General features: G+C 69.9%; 23 protein-coding genes. 9 read left to right on the top strand and 14 right to left on the bottom strand.

Going from position 1 to position 21,503, the window contains the following annotated elements; all coding sequences use genetic code 11:
* Positions 1 to 69: 69 nt before the first annotated feature.
* The 5 genes from hisS to P2T65_RS11370 form a co-directional block, all read right to left on the bottom strand.
* The gene (gene hisS, locus P2T65_RS11390; protein ID WP_071923481.1) at positions 70 to 1,572 is read right to left on the bottom strand and encodes a histidine--tRNA ligase; all 1,503 of its coding nucleotides are present in this window, start codon (positions 1,570 to 1,572) and stop codon (positions 70 to 72) included.
* Positions 1,573 to 2,076: 504 nt separating this feature from the next.
* Positions 2,077 to 2,535 (bottom strand): GNAT family N-acetyltransferase, encoded by a 459-nt coding sequence (locus P2T65_RS11385; RefSeq protein ID WP_055459288.1) that lies wholly within the window; start codon positions 2,533 to 2,535, stop codon positions 2,077 to 2,079.
* Entirely contained in the window at positions 2,532 to 3,440 is a 909-nt protein-coding gene (locus P2T65_RS11380) for an alpha/beta hydrolase (RefSeq protein WP_276199803.1), read from the bottom strand. Before P2T65_RS11380 ends, P2T65_RS11385 begins: the two co-directional genes overlap by 4 nt.
* A 97-nt stretch (positions 3,441 to 3,537) precedes the next feature.
* The gene (purD, locus tag P2T65_RS11375; protein WP_071923483.1) at positions 3,538 to 4,818 is read right to left on the bottom strand and encodes a phosphoribosylamine--glycine ligase; all 1,281 of its coding nucleotides are present in this window, start codon (positions 4,816 to 4,818) and stop codon (positions 3,538 to 3,540) included.
* A gap of 119 nt (positions 4,819 to 4,937) precedes the next feature.
* Entirely contained in the window at positions 4,938 to 5,234 is a 297-nt protein-coding gene (locus tag P2T65_RS11370; protein ID WP_055459285.1) for a SelT/SelW/SelH family protein, read from the bottom strand.
* Between the two features lie 143 nt (positions 5,235 to 5,377).
* Between P2T65_RS11370 and xseA the strand changes: the two genes are divergently transcribed.
* Complete coding sequence (gene xseA / locus P2T65_RS11365) at positions 5,378 to 6,973, top strand: exodeoxyribonuclease VII large subunit (protein WP_276199802.1); 1,596 nt, start codon at positions 5,378 to 5,380, stop codon at positions 6,971 to 6,973.
* Positions 6,974 to 7,063: 90 nt separating this feature from the next.
* Positions 7,064 to 7,288: a DUF2093 domain-containing protein gene (locus P2T65_RS11360; RefSeq protein WP_019401296.1), complete on the top strand. Its 225-nt coding sequence runs from the start codon at positions 7,064 to 7,066 to the stop codon at positions 7,286 to 7,288.
* 3 nt (positions 7,289 to 7,291) lie between these two features.
* Here P2T65_RS11360 and lpxK read toward each other — a convergent pair whose 3' ends face one another.
* From lpxK to P2T65_RS11335, 5 genes are all read right to left on the bottom strand, one after another.
* Positions 7,292 to 8,314, bottom strand: coding sequence for a tetraacyldisaccharide 4'-kinase (gene lpxK / locus P2T65_RS11355; protein ID WP_055459284.1), 1,023 nt, complete (start codon positions 8,312 to 8,314; stop codon positions 7,292 to 7,294).
* Positions 8,315 to 8,388: 74 nt separating this feature from the next.
* Positions 8,389 to 9,672, bottom strand: a complete 1,284-nt coding sequence (locus P2T65_RS11350) for a 3-deoxy-D-manno-octulosonic acid transferase (protein WP_063189831.1) — start codon at positions 9,670 to 9,672, stop codon at positions 8,389 to 8,391.
* A 154-nt stretch (positions 9,673 to 9,826) separates the two neighbouring features.
* A complete protein-coding gene (locus P2T65_RS11345; protein WP_055459283.1) occupies positions 9,827 to 10,552 on the bottom strand; it encodes a lysophospholipid acyltransferase family protein in 726 nt (241 codons plus the stop codon).
* A gap of 15 nt (positions 10,553 to 10,567) precedes the next feature.
* A complete protein-coding gene (locus P2T65_RS11340; RefSeq protein WP_063189473.1) occupies positions 10,568 to 10,813 on the bottom strand; it encodes a DUF4170 domain-containing protein in 246 nt (81 codons plus the stop codon).
* Positions 10,814 to 10,863: 50 nt separating this feature from the next.
* Positions 10,864 to 11,685 carry a 3'(2'),5'-bisphosphate nucleotidase CysQ gene (locus tag P2T65_RS11335; protein ID WP_063189475.1) on the bottom strand — a complete coding sequence of 274 codons (822 nt, stop codon included), beginning with the start codon at positions 11,683 to 11,685 and terminating at the stop codon, positions 10,864 to 10,866.
* A gap of 295 nt (positions 11,686 to 11,980) precedes the next feature.
* Between P2T65_RS11335 and P2T65_RS11330 the strand changes: the two genes are divergently transcribed.
* Positions 11,981 to 12,481 (top strand): DUF6101 family protein, encoded by a 501-nt coding sequence (locus P2T65_RS11330; protein ID WP_276199801.1) that lies wholly within the window; start codon positions 11,981 to 11,983, stop codon positions 12,479 to 12,481.
* An 8-nt stretch (positions 12,482 to 12,489) separates the two neighbouring features.
* Here the strand turns inward: P2T65_RS11330 and ubiA are convergent, their stop codons facing one another.
* Both ubiA and P2T65_RS11320 read right to left on the bottom strand, forming a co-directional pair.
* On the bottom strand, positions 12,490 to 13,437 hold the full coding sequence (gene ubiA, locus P2T65_RS11325; RefSeq protein WP_055459279.1) for a 4-hydroxybenzoate octaprenyltransferase: 948 nt from the start codon (positions 13,435 to 13,437) through the stop codon (positions 12,490 to 12,492).
* Positions 13,434 to 13,904 carry a hypothetical protein gene (locus P2T65_RS11320; RefSeq protein WP_063189479.1) on the bottom strand — a complete coding sequence of 157 codons (471 nt, stop codon included), beginning with the start codon at positions 13,902 to 13,904 and terminating at the stop codon, positions 13,434 to 13,436. Before P2T65_RS11320 ends, ubiA begins: the two co-directional genes overlap by 4 nt.
* Positions 13,905 to 14,125: 221 nt before the next feature.
* On the opposite strand from P2T65_RS11320, the gene P2T65_RS11315 reads away from it, so the two are divergent.
* The 5 genes from P2T65_RS11315 to P2T65_RS11295 all read left to right on the top strand — a co-directional run bounded on the left by P2T65_RS11315 (position 14,126) and on the right by P2T65_RS11295 (position 18,947).
* Complete coding sequence (locus tag P2T65_RS11315) at positions 14,126 to 14,875, top strand: 16S rRNA (uracil(1498)-N(3))-methyltransferase (protein ID WP_276199800.1); 750 nt, start codon at positions 14,126 to 14,128, stop codon at positions 14,873 to 14,875.
* Positions 14,876 to 14,980: 105 nt separating this feature from the next.
* The gene (locus P2T65_RS11310) at positions 14,981 to 16,114 is read left to right on the top strand and encodes a carboxylate-amine ligase (protein ID WP_055459276.1); all 1,134 of its coding nucleotides are present in this window, start codon (positions 14,981 to 14,983) and stop codon (positions 16,112 to 16,114) included.
* Positions 16,115 to 16,244: 130 nt separating this feature from the next.
* On the top strand, positions 16,245 to 17,615 hold the full coding sequence (locus P2T65_RS11305; RefSeq protein WP_276199799.1) for a glutamate--cysteine ligase: 1,371 nt from the start codon (positions 16,245 to 16,247) through the stop codon (positions 17,613 to 17,615).
* A 127-nt stretch (positions 17,616 to 17,742) separates the two neighbouring features.
* Entirely contained in the window at positions 17,743 to 18,687 is a 945-nt protein-coding gene (locus tag P2T65_RS11300; RefSeq protein ID WP_245280523.1) for a DMT family transporter, read from the top strand.
* Between the two features lie 101 nt (positions 18,688 to 18,788).
* Positions 18,789 to 18,947, top strand: a complete 159-nt coding sequence (locus tag P2T65_RS11295) for a Flp family type IVb pilin (protein ID WP_245280522.1) — start codon at positions 18,789 to 18,791, stop codon at positions 18,945 to 18,947.
* A 6-nt stretch (positions 18,948 to 18,953) separates the two neighbouring features.
* Here the strand turns inward: P2T65_RS11295 and P2T65_RS11290 are convergent, their stop codons facing one another.
* Positions 18,954 to 19,841 (bottom strand): LysR substrate-binding domain-containing protein, encoded by an 888-nt coding sequence (locus P2T65_RS11290; protein ID WP_276199798.1) that lies wholly within the window; start codon positions 19,839 to 19,841, stop codon positions 18,954 to 18,956.
* A gap of 228 nt (positions 19,842 to 20,069) precedes the next feature.
* Here P2T65_RS11290 and P2T65_RS11285 point away from each other — a divergent pair, with 228 nt between their 5' ends.
* A complete protein-coding gene (locus tag P2T65_RS11285; RefSeq protein ID WP_276199797.1) occupies positions 20,070 to 20,564 on the top strand; it encodes a DUF1127 domain-containing protein in 495 nt (164 codons plus the stop codon).
* Between the two features lie 55 nt (positions 20,565 to 20,619).
* Here the strand turns inward: P2T65_RS11285 and P2T65_RS11280 are convergent, their stop codons facing one another.
* Positions 20,620 to 21,477 (bottom strand): DUF937 domain-containing protein, encoded by an 858-nt coding sequence (locus tag P2T65_RS11280; RefSeq protein WP_276199796.1) that lies wholly within the window; start codon positions 21,475 to 21,477, stop codon positions 20,620 to 20,622.
* Between the last annotated feature and the right edge of the window lie 26 nt (positions 21,478 to 21,503).

Genomic DNA, 21,503 nt, shown 5'->3' with positions numbered 1-21,503 from the left:
CAAGCGCGCGGGCCGGATGCGACCGCTTTCGCGCTGAAGGGTGAACGGAAGGATAGGGCGGCAACCGCCTCACGCTGTCCGCCGTGCCAGCACGCGCTTGACGGCATCGACCAGTTCCGCCTCCTTGACGGAGAACTGGGCCTCGGCCTGTTTCTGCAGGTAGTCGTCGCGGTCCTTGCCGAGGCCGGCGAGCTCGGCGCCAAGGGCGAGGTCCTTGATGGTGACCTCGCCGGCTGCGCGCTCGTTGGAGCCCTGGATGACGACGCAGGGGCTGGCGCGCCTGTCGGCATATTTCATCTGCGCCTTCATGCCCGAGGTGCCGAGATAGAGCTCGGCCCGGATGCCGGCCTGGCGCAGCGCCGCGACCATGCGCTGGTAGTGGCCGATCTCGTCGCGGTCCATGACGAGCACGACCACCGGACCGGCGCCCGCGGCATCCGTGACGAGCGGGCTCTTGATCGCCTTCAGCGCCGCGAACAGGCGCGAGACGCCGATGGAGAAGCCCGTGGCGGGCACCGGCTCGCCGCGGAAGCGTGAGACGAGCCCGTCGTAGCGCCCGCCGCCGCCGACGGAGCCGAAGCGAACGACCTCGCCCTTCTCGTTGGGCACGTCGAAGGTGAGCTCGGCTTCGAAGACCGGGCCGGTGTAATATTCGAGCCCGCGAACGACGGCGGGGTCGATGACGACGCGCCCGTCGTCATAGCCCGCGGCAGCGACGAGCGCGCCGATCTGCTCGAGCTCGGCGACGCCCTCGTTGCCCTGCGCGGTATCGCCGACGACGGCAGCGAGATTGGCGATGGTCGCCGCCGCATCGGCGCCCTTGGCGGCCGTGAAGGCGATGACGCGCTCGATGGCTGCGGTCTCGAGGCCGGCGCCCTTGGTGAAATCGCCGCTCTCGTCGCGCCGGCCTTCGCCCAGCAGCAGGCGCACGCCCTCCGGCCCGAACTTGTCGAGCTTGTCGATGGCGCGCAGCACGCCGAGGCGCTTGCCGGCATTCTCCTCGCCGGCAAGGCCGATGGCCGTCAGCACCCCGTCGAGCACCTTGCGGTTGTTGATCTTGACGACATAGTCGCCGCGCCCGATGCCGACCTTCTCCAGCGTATCGGCCATCATCATGGCGATCTCGGCATCCGCCGCGACGCTCGCCGTGCCGACGGTGTCGGCGTCGAACTGCATGAACTGGCGGAAGCGGCCGGGGCCGGGCTTCTCGTTGCGGAACACCCAGCCGCAGCGATAGCTGCGATAGGGCTTGGCGAGCGTGTCGAAGTTCTCGGCGACATAGCGGGCGAGCGGCGCCGTGAGGTCGTAGCGCAGGCTGAGCCACTGCTCGTCGTCGTCGAGGAAGGAGAAGACGCCCTCGTTCGGCCGGTCCTGGTCGGGCAGGAACTTGCCGAGCGCGTCGGTATATTCGATCAGCGGCGTCTCCACCGCCTCGAAGCCGTAGAGCTCGTAGGTCTCGCGGATGGCGGCGAGCATCCGGTCGGTCGCGGCGATGTCACCCGGCGCACGGTCGACGAGGCCGCGCGGCAGGCGCGCGAGGAGCTTGTTGCTGGTCTTCGGCTTGTCGGACATGGCGGAAAAGCGAACCTTCTGACGTTGCCCCGCGTCCTAGCGCAGGCAACGGGGGATGTCATCCCCGGCGCATAGCTGTCTCGCCATCGGCACTGCGAGCACGATGGGAAAGCGCGCCGGCCCCCACGCTCCCGCCGTCATGCCCGCGCTCGTCGCGGGCATCCACGCCGTGCCGCCTGCGCCGGGCCAAAGGGCGTGGATGGCCGGGACAAGCCCGGCCATGACGAGCGGAGGCGACGGGGGACGTCATCCCCGGCGCATAGCTGTCTCGCCATCGGCATCGCGAGCACGATGGGAAAGCACGCCGGCTTCCACACTCCCGCCGTCATGCCCGCGCTCGTCGCGGGCATCCACGCCGTGCCGCCTGCGCCGGGCCGAAGGGCGTGGATGGCCGGGACGAGCCCGGCCATGACGAGCGGAGGCGTTGGCTCCATTCCTGGCCGGGGCTAGGGGCAGCGCGACGATAAAGGAGCAGGGCCGGACGGGCCCGCGTTGCGGCGCGGCTCAGGCGGCCTCGAGGTCGAGCTTCATGCCCTCGTGGCTGGCGGTGAAGCCGAGGCTTTCATAAAAGCGCAGGGCGTCCGGCCGCGCCTTGTTGGTGGTGAGCTGCACGAGCCGGCAGCCGCGGGCACGCGCCTGCTCGATCGCCCAATTGAACATCGCCCGCCCGAGGCCCCGGCCGCGCTGGCTCTGGGCGATGCGCACGCCCTCGATCTGCGCCCGCCAGCCGCCGGTATAGGTGAGGCCCGGGATGAAGGTGAGTTGCAGGCAGCCGACGACCGCCCCGCCATCATCCGCCACGATCAGGCGGTTGTTGGCATCCGCGGCGATGGCTGCGAAGGCCTCGGCATAGGCGGAAGGCAGCTCTACCGCCGGTGCCTCGCGCGTTGCGCCGAGCGGATCGTCGGCGAGCAGCGCGACGATCGCCGCAAGGTCCGCCCCGGTCGCGTCGCGGAACCTCATGCCTTGCCCTCGAGGAAGGGGATCATCGCCGCGAGCACCTCGTCCGGCGCCTCCTCGGCCACGAAATGGGCGGCGTTGACCTTGGTGCCGACGGCCTTTGGTGCGAAGGTCTCGCGCCAGACGTCGAGCGGGCTCTTGTCCGTGGTGACGAGATAGAACTCGCCCCAGATGAGCTGGGTGGGCACGGTGATGGTCCGGCCCGCCGCAAGGTCGGCCTCGTCCTGCGCAACGTCCGTCGTCCTGCCGGCGCGATAGTCCTCGCAGAAGGCGTGGATGCGGGTCGGCTCGTTCCAGTTGGCGCGGTAGTGGGCGAGCGCCCGGGAATCGAAGCCCTTGAGGTCCTTGGTCTTCGACCAGCGGACCAGCAGATCCTCGAAATAGGGCAGGGGATCCTTGCCGATGGCGGTTTCCGGCTCCGGCGCCGGGCGGGCGAGGAACTCCCAGTGCGCGGCCGGGCTCTTGCCGGCCTCGATCAGCTTCCAGACATGGAAGGTGGGCAGGATGTCGAGCAGCACCAGCTTGTCGAGCCGGCCCGGCTCGTCGAGCGCCAGCCGATAGCCGACGCGCGCGCCGCGGTCATGCCCGGCGAAGGAGAAGCGCACGTGGCCGAGCGCCTCCATGACGGCGACGACGTCGCGGCCCATGGCCCGCTTGGTATAGGTTTCGCGGCCGCCGTCGCCCTTCGGTGCCGAGGACCAGCCGTAGCCGCGCATGTCCATCAGCACCACGGAAAAGTGCTTGGCGAGCTTGGGCGCGATGCGATGATAGGCGACATGCGTCTGCGGAAAGCCGTGCACCAGCACGAGCGGCGGCCCCGAGCCGCCGGAGCGCGCGAAAATGCGCCCCGCCTCGGTGTCGATCCAGTGCGATTGGAAGCCGGGAAAGAGGTCGGCGAGATCGGGCATGACGAGTCTCCTGTCACACGATCGGTTATAGGCCGCACCGCACGGGGAGAGAAACGGCATTCAGGCGATGTCGCCGTGTGCCGACAGGATGGCGCCCTCACGCCTCCTCTTCGCGCGCCACGGCCCGCCAGCCGATGTCCGAGCGACAGAAGCCTTCCGGCCAGTCGATGCGTGAAACTGCCTCGTAGGCGCGGGCCTTGGCCTCCTTCACCGTACGGCCCGTCGCCGTGACATTGAGCACGCGCCCGCCATTGGCGACGATCCGGCCGCCGTCGTCCTTCGTGCCGGCGTGGAAGACGAGGACGTCCTCGAGCGCCTCGGCCTCGGTGAGGCCGCGGATGACGGAACCCTTCTCAGCGGTGCCGGGATAGCCCCTCGCGGCCATGACCACGGTGAGCGCCACCTCGTCCCACCAGCGCACGTCGACGTCGGCGAGCACGCCGTCGCAGGCGGCGAGCAGTACGGGCACGAGGTCGCTCTTCATGCGCGGCATCAGCACCTGGCATTCGGGATCGCCGAAGCGGGCATTGTATTCTATGAGCTTCGGCCCCTCGGCGGTGATCATCAGCCCGGCATAGAGCACGCCGACATAAGGCGTGCCGCGCGCGGCGAGGCCGGCGACGGTCGGCAGGATGATGCGCTCCATCACCTCCCGTTCGAGGGCCGGCGTCATCACCGGCGCAGGCGAATAGGCGCCCATGCCGCCAGTATTCGGGCCGCGGTCGCCGTCGAAGACGCGCTTGTGGTCTTGGGCGGAGGCGAGCGGGATCGCGGTCCTGCCGTCGGCGATGGCGAAGAAGCTCGCCTCCTCGCCGACCATGCATTCCTCGATGACGACCTCCGCGCCGGCGGCGCCGAGCCCACCGGCGAACATCATTGCAATGGCCTCCTCGGCCTCCTCCACCGTCTCGGCGACCACGACGCCCTTGCCAGCAGCGAGCCCGTCCGCCTTCACTACGATCGGCGCCCCCGTCTCGCGCACATGGGCGCGGGCGGTGGCCTCGTCCGTGAAGCGGGCGAAAGCCGCGGTCGGGATGCCGAATTCGCGGCACAGCTCCTTGGTGAAGGCCTTGGAGCCTTCGAGCCGGGCAGCCGCCTGGCGCGGGCCGAAGGCCTTGATACCGGCAGCCGCGAGATCGTCGACGAGCCCTGCGACGAGCGGCGCTTCCGGACCGACGACGACGAGATCGATGGCCTTATCGCGGCAGAAGGCGACGACGGCGGCGTGATCGGCCACGTCGAGCGCGACATTCTCGCCGCAGGTGGCCGTGCCCGGGTTGCCGGGCGCGACGAAGAGCTGGTCGCAGAGCGGGCTTGCCGAGAGCTTCCATGCGAGCGCGTGCTCGCGCCCGCCCGATCCGATGAGGAGGAGGTTCATGGGTTCGCCCCTGCTTGGCGCCGATTGATCTTGCCGCGCCTCCTACCGGCTGCGGCGGCCCATGGCAATGCCTCGTTGCCGGGCATCCGGCCGCGCAGGCACGGAACCGGCGAGGCGCCTCAGCGGTCGATGTGGCCGAGATGGCGCTGCGGGGCGAGCCTGTCGCGCACGCGTTGCTTCAGCGTCTTCACGTCCGGGAAGCCGCCGTCGCGCTTGCGCTCCCAGATGGTCTCGCCGTCGTAGGTGATGTGGAAGAGGCCCCCCGTGCCGGGAACGAGCGCCACCTCGCCGAGGTCGGCGGCGAAGGTGGACAGGAGTTCCTGCGCCATCCAGCCGGCGCGCAGCAGCCAATTGCACTGGGTGCAATAGGTGATGACGATGCGTGGCTTCGCGGGCGCGGTCGTGTCGTCGCTCATGTCGCTCATCCTCCGGCGCGCAGCAAACCGGCGTCGCGTGCGCCCTGTCAACCGGGAGAGCGCCGACGCTGAAGGCAGCCACGCGGGGGACGGCCGCCGGCGCGGCGTTTCACTTTGCGGCACGAACGCCTATCCTGCCGCCCATGAATCAGCCGGATCCGAATCCCCCCTCCAACGTGCAGGAATGGACGGTCTCCACCCTGTCCGGCGCGCTGAGGCGTACCCTTGAGGACGCCTTCGGCTTCGTGCGCCTGCGCGCCGAGGTGTCGGGCTACCGCGGCCCGCATTCCTCCGGCCACTGCTATTTCTCGCTGAAGGACGAGGGCGCGCGCATCGACGCGGTGATCTGGAAAGGCGTGTTCAGCCGCCTCAAGGTCAAGCCCCAGGAGGGGCTCGAGGTGGTGGTGACGGGGCGCATCACCACCTTCCCCGGCTCGTCGAAATATCAGATCGTCGTCGAGACCATCGAGCCGGCCGGCGTCGGCGCGCTCATGGCCATTCTCGAGGAGCGGCGCCGCAAGCTCGCGGCCGAGGGGCTGTTCGACGAGCGGCGCAAGCAGGTGCTGCCCTATCTGCCGGAGGTCGTCGGCGTCGTGACCTCGCCGACCGGTGCCGTCATCCGCGACATCCTGCACCGCCTCGCCGACCGCTTTCCCCGCCACGTGCTCGTCTGGCCCGTGCGCGTGCAGGGCGAGACGAGCGCGGCCGAGGTCGCGGCCGCGATTCGCGGCTTCAACACCATCGGCCCGGGCGACGTGGTGCCGCGGCCGGATGTCATCATCGTCGCGCGCGGTGGCGGCTCGCTCGAGGACCTCTGGAGCTTCAACGAGGAAGTGGTCGTGCGCGCGGCGGCGGAAAGCGACATTCCGCTCGTCTCGGCCGTCGGCCACGAAACGGACTGGACGCTGATCGATCTTGCCGCCGATCTGCGCGCGCCGACCCCGACCGGCGCGGCCGAGAAGGTCGTGCCGGTGCGGTCCGAACTCATCGCGCAGGTCGACACGCTGGCGCGCCGCCACCTCGGCGCCATGCACCGGCTCCTGGAGAGGCGCCGGGCCGACGTGCGCGCCCTGGCGCGTGCCCTGCCGCGGGCCGAGGACCTGACGGCGAGTGCTCGTCAGCGGCTCGATCTCGCCGCCGGCCGCCTGCGCCATGGCCTCAACGCCAATGCCCGCCGGCACGAGGTCGAGCTCAACCGCCTCGCCCAGCGCCTCGCCCGCCTGTCGCCGCAGGCGCGCCTTGCGGAGCGTTCGGCGGTGCTGCAGGGCCTCGAGCGGCGGCTTGTTGCGGGGCTCGCCGCCAATACCCTGCGGCGGCGCGGCGCCTTCGAGCGGTCCGCTTCGCGGCTCGCCTTCCGCCCGGTGAAGGAGCGCTGGGGCAATGCCAGCGAGCGCCTCGCCCTCGCCGGCATCAGGGCACGGCGCTGCTACGAGGCGTCGCTGGTGCAGCGGCGCGAGCGCCTGCAGGCCTGCTGGAAGCTGCTGGAAAGCCTCAGCCACAAGGGCGTGCTCGCCCGCGGCTATGCGGTCGTGCTGGACAACGCGCGCCGGCCCGTCCGCTCGGTTGCCGATCTGTCGGAGGGGATGGCCGTCAGCCTGCAGCTCGCCGATGGCGAACGGCGCGCCACCATCGCGGACGAAGAGGGCGCCGCTCCGGCGCGCACGGCATCCCGCCCGCGGGGCAAGGCGCGCGAAGGTGCCATTCCGGCGGCACGCCAGGCCTCACTGTTCGATCCTTGAGATGCTGCCGTGGCCGCTTCGCCTTGAACCCGGCCCGTTCTGTCCTTAATGACGGAAAGAGGGGCAGCGCCCCGCAACAAGGTGAGTGCCATGAACCGCCACGATCCGCGCCTGCCCATGGGCGGTGAAGCCGTCGTGCAGTATCTCGACGCCGACTTTCGCGTGTTGCGCCCCGGCGCCTTCGTGCGCTGCGCCGTGACGGGCAAGCCCATACCGCTCGACGAGCTGCGCTACTGGAGCGTCGACCTGCAGGAGGCCTATGCCTCGCCTGAGGCGGTGCTGCAGCGCATCCAGAAAGGTCCGGAGCGCGGCTGAACGTCAGGTACCGTCCTGTTGCGCGCGCCAGTGGCTGATCGCCGCCTGCAGCAGTTGCGCCACCTCGTCCGGCGCCTCGAATTGTAGCGTAACCGGCAAGGTGCCGATCCGTGACAGGACCTCGGTCCGGCCGGCGATCCCCATGAGCCGGACGGCATCCTTCTCCGTGGTGATGGGCATCAGCCCCTTGGCCTCCGCTTCCCGGACGAGCGCCTCGACAGTCGCGACATCGAAGGGCTGATGGTCCGCGAAGGCGCGTTCCACGGCGACGTCGGCGCCGAGGCCGCGCAGGGTAGCGAAGAATTTTTCCGGCATGCCGATGCCGGCAAAAGCGAGGACGCGCCGGCCGGCGAGGCTCGCCGCGACCGCCGGATCCGGCACCATGTGGGCGCGCAGGACCGGCCGCCCGCGCGCGGCCGCGGCCCGCGCGATCCTGACGCCCCGCTCCCCCGCGCCGATCAGGATGACGGCGTGGGCATGGGCGAGCTGGCGGTCGAGCGGCGCCCGCATCGGCCCGGCCGGCACGCACAGCCCGTTGCCGAGACCGAAGGCGGCATCGACCACCGCGAAGGTCAGATCCTTGGCGAGGGACGGGTTCTGCAGCCCGTCGTCCATGACGACCACCGTCGCGCCGCGCCTGTCCGCCTCCTGCGCGCCGGCCGGCCTGTCGGCGGCGACGATGGTGACGAAATGGCGCGCCAGCAGCAGCGGCTCGTCGCCGACCTCGGCGGCCGTGTGCGTGGGGGCGACGGCGACCGGTCCCGTCAGGCTGCCGCCATAGCCGCGCGTGAGGAAGGCCGGGTGCTCGCCGAGCCCGGCGAGGATACGGGCGATGGTGATGGCACTCGGCGTCTTGCCGGCGCCGCCGGCCGTGAAATTGCCGATGCAGATGACGGGCAGGGGCGCCGGCTCGCCCTCCTGCGCCATGCGGCGCACCGTGACAGCCCCGTAGAGCGTGCCGAGCGGGCTCAGGGCCCATGCCGCGAACGACGGGCGCGCCTGCCACCAGAATGCCGGTGCCTTCATTGCCTCCCCCGCGATTCCGCTCGGTGCAGGATTGCCCTTCGATCACGGCGGCGCAAGGGAGGAACGGGTGCGGGTCAGCCGTTGTGGCGAAGGTCCATGTGCAGGATATAGGGCTCGATGGCCCGCATCGTGCGCTCCAGGGCGCCGCCGAGACTCTCGACGGTCTGCGCCGCGGCGCGCGCCATGGCTCGGGTGCGCGCCGTGTCCTTGAGCAGCATGGCGAGCGCCTGGGCGAGACTCTCGGCGTCGGCCACGGGCAGGGCGCCGTGCGCACGGTCGATCGCCGCATAGATGTCGGCGAAATTGTAGACGTGCGGCCCGTGCAGGATCGCCGCACCGAGCTTTGCCGGCTCGATCGGGTTCTGCCCCCCGAGCGGCACCAGCGAGCGACCGATGAAGGCGATGGGCGCGAGGCGGTAGAAGAGCCCGAGCTCGCCGATGGTGTCGGCGACATAGACGTCGACGTCCCGCTCCGGCAGGGCGCCCTCGGAACGCAGGGCGACGTTGAGCCCCGCGCGGTGGGCGATATCGGCGACGGCCTCGCCGCGCTCGGGATGGCGCGGCGCGATGATGGTGAGGAGGCCGGGCCGCCGCTCCATGAGCGCGCGGTGGACGAGCGAGATGATCTCCTCCTCGCCTCCGTGCGTGCTCGCCGCGACCCAGACCGGCCGCCCGGCGATGATGCCGGAGAGGCTCGCGACGGTGCGCGCGTCGGCCGGCGGCGCGGGCACGTCGAACTTGAGATTGCCGGCGATGCCGACGCGGGGCGCGCCGAGGCGCGCCAGCCGTTCGCCGTCCGCCTGCGACTGGGCAAGGCACAGGTCGAACTGCTCGAGCAGCGTCCGCGCGCTCTTCGGCGCCTGCCGCCAGCGGCGGAAAGAGCGCTCGGACATGCGCGCGTTGACGAGGAGGAGCGGAATGCCGCGCGCGCGCACCGCGAAGACCGCATTCGGCCAGATCTCGGATTCGGCGAAGAGCACGAGGTCCGGCAGCCAGTGGTCAAGGAAGCGGCGCAGATAGCGCGGCACGTCTAGCGGCATGAACTGGTGCGCCGCGCCCGGCGGCAGGCGCTGGGCGAGCACGGCCGCCGATGTGAGTGTGCCGGAGGTGACGAGAACGCGGAAGCCGCGCCGCGTCAGCCGCTCCACGATTGGCATTAGCGAGACGACCTCGCCCACGCTCGCACCGTGCACCCAGGCAAGGCGCCCGGCCGGCCGGGCACGCCCCGCGAGGCCCCGGCGCTCGCCCATGCGCTCGGGATCCTCCTTGCCCTTCTTGCGGCGCGAGACGAGCAGGCTGGCGGCCGCAGGCTCCAGCAGCGTCATGCCGATACGGTAGAGTGTCAGAGGCAGCGTCATGCGGCCGCCCATCCTTGTGGCTCCCGCGGCGACCAACAGTCGCCGACGCCATTGCCATCCTGCGAACATGGCATTTCGACGCTCGCCGGCGGCAGGATCGTAAGCCGCGTACACGCTGCAGGGCTGGAGCAGCGCCATACCGTGGACAACGCCGTCATCGGGGTGCCTCCGCCGGCTTGGCGCCCGGATCGCGGTCGCCGACGAGGGCGTAGGCGCGGGCGTGAACGGCATCGAGGCTGCGCTCGACCGCAAGCCGCGCGTCCTCCATGGCGCCAGGGTCGGCTTCGGCCGCGACGTGGATTGGCTCGCCGATGACAATAGCCCCGCGCCCGAAGGGCAGCCCGATGGAGGCGTGGTCCCAGCTGTTGAAGTCGATGCGGCGGCTGGTGACAACGGCGACCGGCACCACCGGCCGGCCGGACAGCTTGGCGAGCAGGATGATGCCTTCGCCGCAGATGCGCGACACCTTCGGCACGTCCGCGGTCATCACCACCATCTCGCCGTCCTTGAGGGCGCGCAGGAGGTGGCGCACCGCGGCGGCGCCGCCCTTCTCGCGCACCTTGCTGCCGCGTGCGCCGGAGCCGCGAATGGCGCGGATGCCGAGGTGGCTGAGGGCGATGGCATTGAACTCGCCGTCGCCGTGGCGCGAGACGAGCGCGGCCGCGCGGTCCTGCGGCCGGCGGGCGAAGGACACCATGAAGTGCTGTCCGTGCCACATGGCGACAATGACGGGCATCTGCGGCCCGACGCGGTCGTAGATGTCTGCCGGCTCCATGACGAAGCGGTTCGTGCGCTCGACGAGGCGCAGGTAGCCGGCGAGCAGGCGCCCGAGGGCCGCCTGCACCGGGCGTGACCGGCTGATCCGCTTGAGAAGCGCCATGGCGCCCGGCCCGTCTCAGGCCGGCTTGCCGGTTTCGGGGTCGAGCAGGCGATGCAGGTGGACGATGAAATAACGCATGTGGGCGTTGTCCACCGTGGCTTGCGCCTTGGCTTTCCAGGCCGCGTGGGCGCTGGCGTAGTTCGGGTAGATCCCGACGATGTCGAGATGGGCGAGATCGCGGAACGTGACGCCCTCGAGGCTTTCCAGCTCGCCGCCGAAGACGAGGTGCAGAAGCTGCTTGTTCGGTGCCGTCTCGCTCATGGTCTCTCAGGTCCCGTGATGGTCGAGGTTGATCAAATGTTGTGCCACCGTCACGCCGTCGCCCCCTCCGCGAGCGCGTCGAGCACGCGCGGGTGGAGCGCCCCGGGCGAGGCGACGAGCGGGCTGTGCACCGGGCTCGGCCGGTTGAAGCCGGGGCGCTCGCCAGAGAGGCCGGTCAGCGCCGCACCGACTTCCGACAGGATGAGATCGCTCGCCGCGATGTCCCAGTCGTGGGCGTTGGCGGAGGCGATGCCGACGTCGAGGGTGCCGTCCGCGACCCGCGCGAGGCGAAGTGCCAGCGACGGGATCTTGGGCACCACGTCGATGGCGCCGAAGGAGGGCAGCAGGCGTTTGGTGAGCATGGCCGGGCCGGCGACGCGCATGGGCCCATGCGCTGACGCGGCCGCTGCCCTCAAGGGCAACGGCTCGCCGTTGCGCAGCGCCCCCCGGCCGCGCTGGGCCTCGTAGGTCACGCCGAGCGCCGGCGCGTGCAGGATGGCGGCGAGCGGCGCGCCGTCGCAGAGGAGGGCGATGGAGATCGCCCAGTCCGAGCCGCCCTGCATGAAGGCGCGCGTGCCGTCGATGGGGTCGACGACGAAGACCAAAGATTTCGAAAGCCGAGCCGGGTCGTCCGCAGTCTCCTCCGACAGCCAGCCGGCTTCCGGCATGGCGTCGCGCAACCGCTCGGCGATGAGTCGGTCGAGCGCAATGTCCGCCTCCGTCACCGGCGAACCGCCCGCCTTCGACCACACGTCGGCCCGCGTTGCTTGGCCGGCGCGGAAATAGGCGAGCGCCGCAAGGCCGGCCTCCCGCGCCGTCTCGCGAAGGAGGACGCGCAGCTTGGCAGCCATGTCCGGATGGGAGGCGAGCATCGTCCCCGCAGGCTCTCTTGACGTTCCTGGATGGCCGGTCTTGTAAAGGCCCCCCGCGACCGCTGCAATAGCCGGGCAACTTGATGGTGCAAACGCGCGCATGCCGGGCCGGGGCGCCCTCCGGTTGCGGAAAGGTTTCGTTGAGCATCCGCGCCGAAACGGGGCCGGCAAGAAGGCCTTAACCCAACCCGTTAAGGCCTTTGGGGTCGTGGGTGCGCAATAGTGACGACATAAGGCGCGAGTGCTCCGGACCAAGAGAGCGCCGCGCGGGAGCGTCAGAACAAGAGGCGTCGACATGGCGGCAGGCAAGAACTCGGCCGCCGGGGCGGGTTGCCATGGGCAACCCGCCGCCGGCGAAGCCATTTCCTTCAACGATATCGTGATGAGACTTCCTGGCGTCCGGGCGATCCTCCCCGCTGCCGCGGGTGTCTTCGCGGGGGTGGCGGTGCGCTTCGTGCCGGAGGAGGGTAATGCCGAGATGTTCGAACTCGTCCTCGTCGGCCACGACCGCCGGCGGGATCTTGTCATCGGCCGGTGGGATGACGGCGACATCGCCGCCGTTTGGCGCAGCGTCGCCGCGACCTCGGGTCTGCCGCTGCTGCTCGAGCGCGAGGATGGGGTCATCGTCTGTCCGCGGCCGCAGATCGGGCGGCTGCAACTCGGCCGGATCCGCATCCGCCGCCGTCACGGCCTGTTGAACGGCCGCCGGCCGCGTTTCCTCGTGCGGCGCAAGACCGGCAAGCCGCTGGTGCGCCCGGTACGGGTCCACGGCCGGGACATGATGGCGCGCGATTAACAGAATGCTCAGAGAACGACGCGCAAGAGGGCGTCGGCGGCGAGGCCGAGGGCGAGGATCAGCCCGGCGTCGCGGTTCGACTTGAAGAGCCGCAGGGCTTTATGCGGATTGTCGAGCTCGATCGACCGCACCTGCCAGGCGAGGTGCAGCGCAAAGGCGCCGACCGCGACGAAGGCGATAAGCCCGCCGCCCGCAACATGTGCCGCAAGCCCGACCAGCACCACCGCCACCGCATAGCACACTGCGACGCCTGTCGCCGCCTCGCTGCCGAAGAGCCGTGCCGAGGACTTGATGCCGGCGATCGGATCGTCCTCGATATCCTGCAGGGCGTAGATCGTGTCGTAGCCCACGGTCCAGGCGATGGCCGCCGCATAGGCGAGATAGGCGGGTGCCGCGAGCGTGCCCGTCACCACCGCCCAGCCGATCAGGCCGCCCCAAGCGAAGGCGAGGCCGAGCACGAGCTGCGGCATCGACATGAAGCGCTTCATGAACGGGTAGAAGGCAACCGGGACGAGCGACAGGAAGCCGATGAGGATGGCGAAGCCGTTGAACTGCAGCAACACGGCGAGCCCGACGAGCGCCTGCAGGGCGAGGAAGGCGACCGCCGCCGCGACCTTGACCTGGCCGGAGGGCAAGGGGCGCATCCGCGTGCGGGCCACCTTGGCGTCGAGGTCGCGGTCGACGATGTCGTTGTAGGTCGAGCCGGCTCCGCGCATGGCCACCGCCCCGACGAGGAAAAGCAGGGCGTACCAGAGGCTCGGGACGGTGTTCGTCGCAATGGCCGCGAGCATGAGCGACCACCAGCACGGCAGCAGCAGCAACCACCAGCCGATCGGCCGGTCGATGCGCGCGAGGCGCAGGTAGGGTCTCGATGCAGCCGGCGCGTAGCGGTCCACCCAATTGCCGGTCGCAGCATCGGCGACCGGCTGGTCGAGCGGCTGCGGCGCAGCGGTCATAGGGCGCCTTGGGGAATGCGCATCGGCCCGGTGAGGATATCGCCACCGCCGCCGCCGAGGAGCCCCTGCTCGCGCGCCTGCTTTTCCATCTGGGCCTGCTTGGCCGCGACGCTGCAGGCCTGGCCGCGCACCTTGGTCACGTTGCCGTGATCGGCCTTCAGCCCGTCGATGAAGTTCTGCGGGATCTGGCACCAGTCCTTGTTGGCCTCGACCCACTTCATCGTTTCGTTGCCGTTGTTGGCCAGCCGGCCGAGCAGAGCGCAGGCATCCGCTGCCTTCGGCTGCTTGCCGAGCTTGTTGACGCGCTCGACGATCGACTTGCGTTCGTTGAGGAAGCTCGTGATCTGCTCGCAGCCGGAGGCCTGCGCGGCTGCCGGAGAGGCGCCGAGGCCGAGCGTGAGTGGAGCACCGACCACCGCTGCGGCCATCACGCCCATCGTGAGACGCGCCCGAAAGCTGCGTGCCATGACTGTCTTCCTTCCCGCTGACGGCAGGCCGACCGGATAGGCGCCCGCCGCGACACATTCAGCCGCCACCCGGCAGTACGAGCGGACATTGCTGCCGCGTCTTCAGGTCCGCCGCCGGCAGCTTGCCCATAACAGGCAATTGTGGCGGCTTTGCTCGCGGGTGGCGTTCAAGCCGACTTATCACGTATTGCTGGGGCATATCCAGCCGGGGGAGATCAAAATTGTCTGACATTTCCGCACGTGCGCCGCGCCTGTTCGTCGATTGCCCGCTGGCCGAGGGGCGGATGGTGCCGCTCGACAAGGCTCAGGCCAACTACATCGGCAACGTGCTCAGGCTCGGCGCCAACGCCGACGTCCTCGTCTTCAACGGACGCGAAGGGGAGTGGCATGCGAAGGTCCTCGCCGGCCGGCGCCGGCCGGAGGCGCTCGCGATCGTCGGCCGCCTGCGCCCCCAGCCGGCGTCGGGCGACCTCTACTATCTCTTTGCGCCCCTGAAGCATGCCCGGCTCGACTACATGGTCCAGAAGGCGGTGGAGATGGGCGCCACGGCCATCCGCCCGGTGATTACGCGTCACACCCAGGTGAGCCGCGTCAACATCGAGCGCATGCGTGCCAACGCCATCGAGGCCGCGGAGCAATGCGGCATTCTCACACTGCCCGAGATCACCGAGGCCCAGCCGCTCGCCGCGGCCATCGCGGCCCTTGAGCCGGAACGGCTCGTCGTCTTCTGCGACGAGGCCGCGCCCCTTGCCGATCCGCTCGCGGCCCTCGCACGCGCTCGGCGCGGGCCGCTTGCCGTCGTCATCGGCCCGGAAGGGGGCTTCGGCGAGGAGGAACGCGCGCTGATGGCGCAACGCGAGAACGTGCTGATCCTGTCGCTGGGGTCGCGGATCCTGAGGGCGGACACGGCTGCGGTCGCGGCGCTCGCGCTCGTTCAGGCCAGCATCGGCGACTGGGGGCCGCGCGCCTGAGGCGGTTTTGTGGGGACAGTGGCGGGCGGCAGCAGCGTGCTCCCGAGTGTTTCCCCATTCCGGACCGATGATGGCGCGATTCGGTGGTCTCGGAAGGATGGGTGGATGGATTGCGGCTACGGCTTCGGCATCGAGGAGGAATATTTCCTGTGCGACGCGCTGTCGCGTCGCCCCCGGCGCAAGTCGGCGCGCGCCTTCCTCGACGAATGCAAGGTCAGGATCGGCGAAGCGGTGCGCACGGAGATGCTGCAGAGCCAGATCGAGGTCGCGACGCCGCCCTCGACCACGATGGGCGAGGCCCGGGCCGCGCTCGCCGGGCTCAGGCAGGAACTTGGCGCGCTCGCCCGCAACCACGGCCTCGTCATCGTGGCTGCCGGCACGCACCCCACGGCCGTCTGGGCTCACCAGCGCCACACGGATGCCGAGCGCTACGACCGGCTGATGCGGGACCTGCAGATGCTGGGCACGCGCAACATGCTGTGCGGCCTGCATGTTCACGTGGCGGTGCCCTGCCCGGAGCGGCGTGTGAACCTCATGGGCCGGCTGTTGCCCTTCGTGCCGCTGCTGCTTGGCCTCTCGACCTCGTCCCCGTTCTGGCAGGGACGGCGCACCGGGCTGCTCGGCTATCGGCTAGCCGCCTATCGCGAATTACCGCGCACCTGGCTGCCGGACCTGTTCGCCGATGCCGCCGACTACCGCCGCTACATCGATGCGCTCGTCGCCGCTGGCGCCATCGCCAACGAGAGTTTCGTCTGGTGGGTGGTGCGGCCGGCGGCCCGGCTCGGCACCCTGGAGCTGCGCGTCAGCGACTGCTGCACCAGCCTCGACGATGCCATCGCCATCGCCGCGCTCTATCGCGCCCTCGTGCGTCATCTCGACCGCAACGTGAATGTCATGGCGGGCCTCTCCGGAGCCGACCGGGCCATCGCCGCGGAGAACTGCTGGCGCGCGCAGCGCTACGGCGTGCACGGCTCGCTCGTCGACGAGGCCGGTGGCGGCGCCCGCAGCTTCGGCGAGGTGCTGGAGGATGTCATCGCGCGCGTCGCGGAGGATGCCGCGGCCCTCGGCTGCGAGACGGAGATCGCCCACACGCGCACCATCGTCAGCCGCGGCACGAGCGCCGACCGGCAACTCGCGCTTTACCTCGACGGCGTCGGCCGCGGGCTTGATAAGCACGCCGCGCTTGTCAGCGTGGTCGATTGGCTGGTGAGCGAAACCGTGAACGTCGCAGCCGCGTGAGATGGCTCCGCCCAGATCTCGCCACGATTGTTGTGCGGGAGCATTGTCGGGGCGGGACGGGCAGCCTATCTAGAGCCGACCTCGAACCCCAGCGCCGCCTCGCCGCGGCGTCTCTTGAGAAAGACAGCGCATGGCTCGCGACGTGTCCGACACAACTCCCATCGGCTCGCGCGACGATCTCGTCGCCTACCTGGAAGCCGGCTGCAAACCCAAGGACGCGTGGCGGATCGGCACGGAACACGAGAAGATTCCCTTCTACACCGCCGATCTGGCGCCGGTGCCCTACGAGGGCGAGCGCGGTGTGCGGCGGCTGCTGGAAGGCATGCAGGGCCTGCTCGGCTGGGAGCCGATCATGGAGGACGACCACCCCATCGGCCTCTACGACGTGACCGGCGGCGGTGCCATCTCGCTCGAGCCCGGCGGGCAGTTCGAGCTCTCCGGCGCGCCGCTCGAGACCGTGCACCAGACCTGCTGCGAGTTGCACGCCCACCTCGCCCAGGTCAAGGAGATCGCGCGCCCGCTTGGCATCGGCTTCCTCGCCCTCGGCATGAGCCCCAAGTGGACACGGGAGGAAACGCCCGTGATGCCGAAGAGCCGCTACGGCATCATGCGCCGCTACATGCCCGAGGTCGGCAGCCTCGGGCTCGACATGATGTTCCGCACCGCCACCGTGCAGGTGAATCTCGATTTCGGGAGCGAGGCGGACATGGTGAAGAAGCTGCGCGTGGCGCTGGCGCTGCAGCCGCTTGCCACCGCGCTCTTCGCCAATTCCCCATTCACCGCGGGTCGGCCCAACGGCTTTCTCTCCATGCGTTCGCATATCTGGCTCGACACCGACCGCGACCGCACAGGCATGCTGCCCTTCGCCTTCGAGGATGGCATGGGCTTCGAGCGCTATGTCGACTGGGCGCTCGACGTGCCCATGTATTTCGTCAAGCGCGGCGATACCTACCACGACGTCGCCGGCGCCTCCTTCCGCGACCTTCTCGCCGGCCGGCTGCCGCAGCTGCCCGGCGAGCGGGCGACGATGTCGGACTGGGCGAACCACCTCTCGACGCTCTTTCCCGAGGTGCGCCTCAAGCGCTTCCTCGAGATGCGCGGCTCCGACGGCGGACCGACCGGCATGCTCTGCGCCGAGCCGGCCTTCTGGGTCGGCCTGCTCTATGACGAGGACTGCCTGACGGCCGCGTGGGACGTCGTGAAGGGCTGGAGCGCGGCGGACCGGCAGGCGCTGCGCGAGGCGGCCCCGCGGCTCGGCCTTGCCGCGACGATTGCCGGGCGCAGCCTCGCTGAAATTGGCCGCGAGGTGCTGGCCATCGCCCGCACCGGTCTCGCCCGCCGCGGGCGGCTCAATGCGGACGGGCGCGACGAGACGCATTTCCTCGCCCCGCTCGACAGGATCGCCGGGGAAGGGCGCACGCTCGCCGAGGACCTCCTGGTCCGTTACCACGGGCCTTGGCAGGGTTCGGTCGATCCCGTCTTCTCCGAATACGCCTACTGACCGGGCAGGGCCCCACGGCCTCTCCCGCGGCCCGACCATCAGCGCCGCGCATGGCTTGCATCAGCCCTCCGCATTGGTCGGGCCATGCGGAGGCCGCTAGCATGGGCGGCGCATATGGAGCCAGGCCTTGCCTTCCAGCGAAACGACCATTTCCAGTGTGCCGGCGGGTCGCCAGGGCCTCGCGGGCGGCACGCTCGCGCTCTACGCCCTGCTCGTCTTCTGCTGGGGCACGAGCTGGTATGCCATGAAACTGCAGGTCGGCGTCGTCGCGCCGGAAGTATCGATCGTCTGGCGCTTCCTCATCGCGGCGCCGGTGATGCTGGCCTGGGCTGCCGCGCGCGGCATGCGCCTTCGCTATCCGCTCGCCGACCACGCCCGCTTCGCGCTGATGGGCGTGCTGATGTTCTCCACCAATTTCATCCTCGCCTATTACGGCGCGGGCCTGCTGACGTCGGGTCTCGTGTCGGTGGTGTTCTCGCTCACCTCCATCATCAATCTCATCCTCGGCGCGCTCCTCCTCGGCCAGCCCATCGAGGGGCGGGTGGCGCTCGCGGCGCTGATGGGGGCGGGCGGCGTCGGCCTGATGTTCCTGCCCGACCTTGCCGCCGCGCAGGGCGCGTCCGGTGTGCTCGCCGGCCTCGGCTTCAGCGCCGCGGCGACCTTGTGCTTCTGCCTCGGCAACATGGTCTCGGCCCGTTTGCAGAAGCGGCGCATCGCGGTCCTGCCCGCCTCGGCCTGGGGCATGTTCTACGGCACGGCCTGGGCCGCCGTTGTCGCCGGGATGACCGGGGCGACCTTCACCGTGGAATGGACGGCGCGCTATCTCGGCTCGCTCGTCTTTCTCAGCCTCTCGGCCACGGTGCTGGCCTTCTTCGCCTACCTGACGCTCCTCGGCCGCATCGGTGCGGCGCGCGCGGGCTACGCGACAGTGATGTTCCCGGTTGTCGCGCTCGGCGTCTCCACACTGCTCGAGGACTATGTCTGGTCGCTCGCGGCGCTCGCCGGCCTCGTGCTCGTTCTCGCCGGCAATCTTGCCGTGCTGACGCGCCCGGTCCGCCCGCCCGACGATTAACCCCCGGTTCACCCTGCCGTGACGCCCGCCCCGCCGACCATGCCGGTGTTAACCTCCCGGTGAGGCCGCCCCGCCAAGCTGCAGGGCAAATGGAGGCGGTCATGCTGAAGGCGTTTCTGAAGGACGAGAGCGGTTCGACGGCGGTCGAATACGGCCTCATCGCGCTCTTCGTGATGCTGGGCATCGTCGTCAACGCCTCGCTGATCAGCGACAGCCTGTCGCGGATCTTCGCCGACACCCATTCCGGCCTGATGCAGTAGCGGCCACTATTCCGCCGCCTGCAGGCGGTTGACGTTGAGGTTGTCGAGGCTCTGGACGATGTGTTCGCCGAGCGCATTGGCGAGCGCCGTCGGGTCGTGATGGTTGCGCACGAGGCCGATCTTGCACGCCGGCAGCGCCGGCATCCCGTCCGAGGGGCCGAGCACCCGCATGCCGGGCCTGACCGCGCTCTCCGGCAGCACGGAGACGGCGAGGCCCGCGAGCACCGCGGCCCCCACGGCCGTCGAGTTCCAGCTGGAATAGAGCACGCGGAAAGGCCGCCCGGCCTTTTCGAGCGCCTCGGTCGCGCTCTGCCGCCAGTTGCAGTTCGGTCGCCCGAGGGCGAGCGGGACGGGCGTCTCGTCATGCACGCAGTGGCGCGCCGACGTCACCCATAGCAATTGCTCGACGCGGATGATCTCGGCCGAATAGTTCTTGCCGTCGACGTGGGTGATGATGGCAAGGTCGATGTCGCCGGAATTGACCCGTTCGACCAGCATCGGCGTCGGCTCGCAGACGACCGTCACCTCCACCTTCGGGTTGGAGCGCGAGAAACGCGCCAGGATCTCTGGCAGGTAGCGGTCGGCGTAATCGTCCGGCACGCCGAGCCGCACGCGGCCCGCAAGGTCGACGTCGCCGAAGCTCGCGAGACACTCCATGTTCAGCCGCACGATGCGGCGGGCATAATCGAGCAGCCGGTCCCCGTCCTCGGTCAGGCGCGAATAGCGCCCGTCACGCTCGAAGATGGCCCGCCCGAGCCGTTCCTCCAGGCGCTTCATCTGCATCGACACGGCGGACTGCGTCTTGTGCACGAGGTCGGCCGCCTTGGTGAAGGAGCCAGTATCGGCAATGGCGACGAAGGTGCGCAACTGATCGATGTCGAGCATATGGGCCATGGCGTCGCTCCTCCATCCGGGTGAACGATATTCAATCACACCCTGTGATGTTTGCAATCATAAACATTCGTTTCAATGATTGGATGGATTGCGTCATAGTCTCCTCGAGTTCACGCATTCGCAGACTGTTCCGCGTCGGTGGCCGCCCTTGAAGGGGCGGATCCGCGACGGGGTCCCTTTTATGGGCCGCGGAGCGGCAGCGTGAGCATTCACTGCTGGAGGACGACGATGAGCGAACTGATGACGCCGAAGGGGACGTTCGCCCCGACGAGTGCCCCGACCCTCGGGACCGCCGGCGCGCGTCGCGCCGATCGGAGCCTCTGGGACAGGGTGAAGACCGCCGCCCGGGCGCTTCTCCATCGCCGCACGGTCTATCGCCTCGCCGAGCTCGATGACCGCACGCTGAAGGACATCGGCCTCTTGAGGACGGATATCGACAGCGCCCTGGCGGAGCCCTTCTACCGGGATCCGACAACCCTTCTCGCCGAGAGGGCCTATCATCGACGTGCGCGCGCAAGAACCGCGGCTCTGGTGAATCTCGCGCGCGCGCGCTCGGAGCGGGACGCTGAGGACGGCAACGCCATGACGGACGATGCGCCCGAGGGCGCCCTCGTGACGGCGCAGATTCACCGCATCACCTGGTCGCGCCTGCAGGGCCGTACCCGCCGGAGCGCCCTAAAGCCCGCCGCCATCCAGCCGCCGGCAGCCGGCGCCTGCTGCTGACGGGCTCCTGCCGCGGGCGCTCCGCTCCTCTCCGGGGCGCCCGCGGGCGCGGGGATTACCCGCGGTTCCTGGAGAAGCTGTCGAGAATGGCGCGCATGGTGGCGATCTGCTGCTCCTGGATGTCGCGCCCGGCCTCGAACATCCGGCCGATCGTCTCGCGATCGAACGGCGCGACGGGCTGCTCCGGTTCGGACGCGGCCCGCTCGGCACGTGTGTCTGCGGCACCCGCGGGCCTGCCGGCGAGGCCGCCGAGAAAGGCGTGGAACAGCTCTTCGTACGGGTTGCGTGGCTCGGGCGGAGCGCTCGGCTCCTCGCGCCGCTGAGGCTGCGCGGCCGGCGGGAAGCCCGGCATGCCGGGCAACGCGCCGCGCTGGATCATCTCGCTCAACTGCCCGAAGAGATCGGGGCTGCCGGAGGGCGGCCGTCTGTCGGCCGAGGTCTCAGGCGCTCCGAACATCCTGCCGAACTGCTCGAGAATGCCGCCGAAGCCCTGATTGCTGGCGCCCTTCGCCAGCCCGCCCATCAGCATGGCGGCGAGGATGGGCAGCATCTTCCTGATGATCTCCTGGCTCACGCCGCTGACGGCAGCCGCCTGCGCGGCGACCTGACGGCTGATATCCGGCGAGCCGAAGATCTGCGCCAGCACATCGTTGCCCTCGCTGCGGCCTTTGGGCGAGAAGGCCTGCGCCGCGTCCTCGAAGGGCGCGCGATAGCGCCCGCCGCTCATGAGGCCAAACATGCCCATGAGGCCGGATGGATCCTGGCTTGTGCGCTGCAGGCCGACCGTGAAGGCCGGCAGGAGCGCCTCGACGGCCCGCTCGACCTCCTTGTTGGACAGGCCGAACTGCCGGGCGATGTTATCGAAGGCCGTGCCGCCCTGGGCCGACTGGATGATCTCGAACAGGTTGAACATGGCGCGCTCCTCCCGGTCGCCTCTCG

Source organism: Chelatococcus sp. XZ-Ab1 (assembly GCF_029309855.1).
Taxonomy (GTDB): Bacteria; Pseudomonadota; Alphaproteobacteria; order Rhizobiales; family Beijerinckiaceae; genus Chelatococcus_A; species Chelatococcus_A sambhunathii.
This window is presented reverse-complemented; position numbering and strand designations above follow the sequence as displayed.

What these genes read in the sequence shown, in the direction of transcription:
- P2T65_RS11345 (WP_055459283.1), bottom strand. Translation starts at nt 10,552, where the DNA reads ATGGCGCTTCTCAAGCGGATCAGCCGGTCACGCCCGGTGCAGGCGGCC.
- P2T65_RS11295 (WP_245280522.1), top strand. Translation starts at nt 18,789, where the DNA reads ATGCTGAAGGCGTTTCTGAAGGACGAGAGCGGTTCGACGGCGGTCGAA.
- P2T65_RS11335 (WP_063189475.1), bottom strand. Translation starts at nt 11,685, where the DNA reads ATGCTCGCCTCCCATCCGGACATGGCTGCCAAGCTGCGCGTCCTCCTT.
- P2T65_RS11305 (WP_276199799.1), top strand. Translation starts at nt 16,245, where the DNA reads ATGGCTCGCGACGTGTCCGACACAACTCCCATCGGCTCGCGCGACGAT.
- P2T65_RS11280 (WP_276199796.1), bottom strand. Translation starts at nt 21,477, where the DNA reads ATGTTCAACCTGTTCGAGATCATCCAGTCGGCCCAGGGCGGCACGGCC.
- lpxK (WP_055459284.1), bottom strand. Translation starts at nt 8,314, where the DNA reads ATGAAGGCACCGGCATTCTGGTGGCAGGCGCGCCCGTCGTTCGCGGCA.
- P2T65_RS11385 (WP_055459288.1), bottom strand. Translation starts at nt 2,535, where the DNA reads ATGAGGTTCCGCGACGCGACCGGGGCGGACCTTGCGGCGATCGTCGCG.
- P2T65_RS11380 (WP_276199803.1), bottom strand. Translation starts at nt 3,440, where the DNA reads ATGCCCGATCTCGCCGACCTCTTTCCCGGCTTCCAATCGCACTGGATC.
- P2T65_RS11330 (WP_276199801.1), top strand. Translation starts at nt 11,981, where the DNA reads ATGGCGGCAGGCAAGAACTCGGCCGCCGGGGCGGGTTGCCATGGGCAA.
- P2T65_RS11360 (WP_019401296.1), top strand. Translation starts at nt 7,064, where the DNA reads ATGAACCGCCACGATCCGCGCCTGCCCATGGGCGGTGAAGCCGTCGTG.
- purD (WP_071923483.1), bottom strand. Translation starts at nt 4,818, where the DNA reads ATGAACCTCCTCCTCATCGGATCGGGCGGGCGCGAGCACGCGCTCGCA.
- P2T65_RS11310 (WP_055459276.1), top strand. Translation starts at nt 14,981, where the DNA reads ATGGATTGCGGCTACGGCTTCGGCATCGAGGAGGAATATTTCCTGTGC.
- P2T65_RS11350 (WP_063189831.1), bottom strand. Translation starts at nt 9,672, where the DNA reads ATGACGCTGCCTCTGACACTCTACCGTATCGGCATGACGCTGCTGGAG.
- hisS (WP_071923481.1), bottom strand. Translation starts at nt 1,572, where the DNA reads ATGTCCGACAAGCCGAAGACCAGCAACAAGCTCCTCGCGCGCCTGCCG.
- ubiA (WP_055459279.1), bottom strand. Translation starts at nt 13,437, where the DNA reads ATGACCGCTGCGCCGCAGCCGCTCGACCAGCCGGTCGCCGATGCTGCG.
- xseA (WP_276199802.1), top strand. Translation starts at nt 5,378, where the DNA reads ATGAATCAGCCGGATCCGAATCCCCCCTCCAACGTGCAGGAATGGACG.
- P2T65_RS11285 (WP_276199797.1), top strand. Translation starts at nt 20,070, where the DNA reads ATGAGCGAACTGATGACGCCGAAGGGGACGTTCGCCCCGACGAGTGCC.
- P2T65_RS11340 (WP_063189473.1), bottom strand. Translation starts at nt 10,813, where the DNA reads ATGAGCGAGACGGCACCGAACAAGCAGCTTCTGCACCTCGTCTTCGGC.
- P2T65_RS11320 (WP_063189479.1), bottom strand. Translation starts at nt 13,904, where the DNA reads ATGGCACGCAGCTTTCGGGCGCGTCTCACGATGGGCGTGATGGCCGCA.
- P2T65_RS11290 (WP_276199798.1), bottom strand. Translation starts at nt 19,841, where the DNA reads ATGGCCCATATGCTCGACATCGATCAGTTGCGCACCTTCGTCGCCATT.
- P2T65_RS11370 (WP_055459285.1), bottom strand. Translation starts at nt 5,234, where the DNA reads ATGAGCGACGACACGACCGCGCCCGCGAAGCCACGCATCGTCATCACC.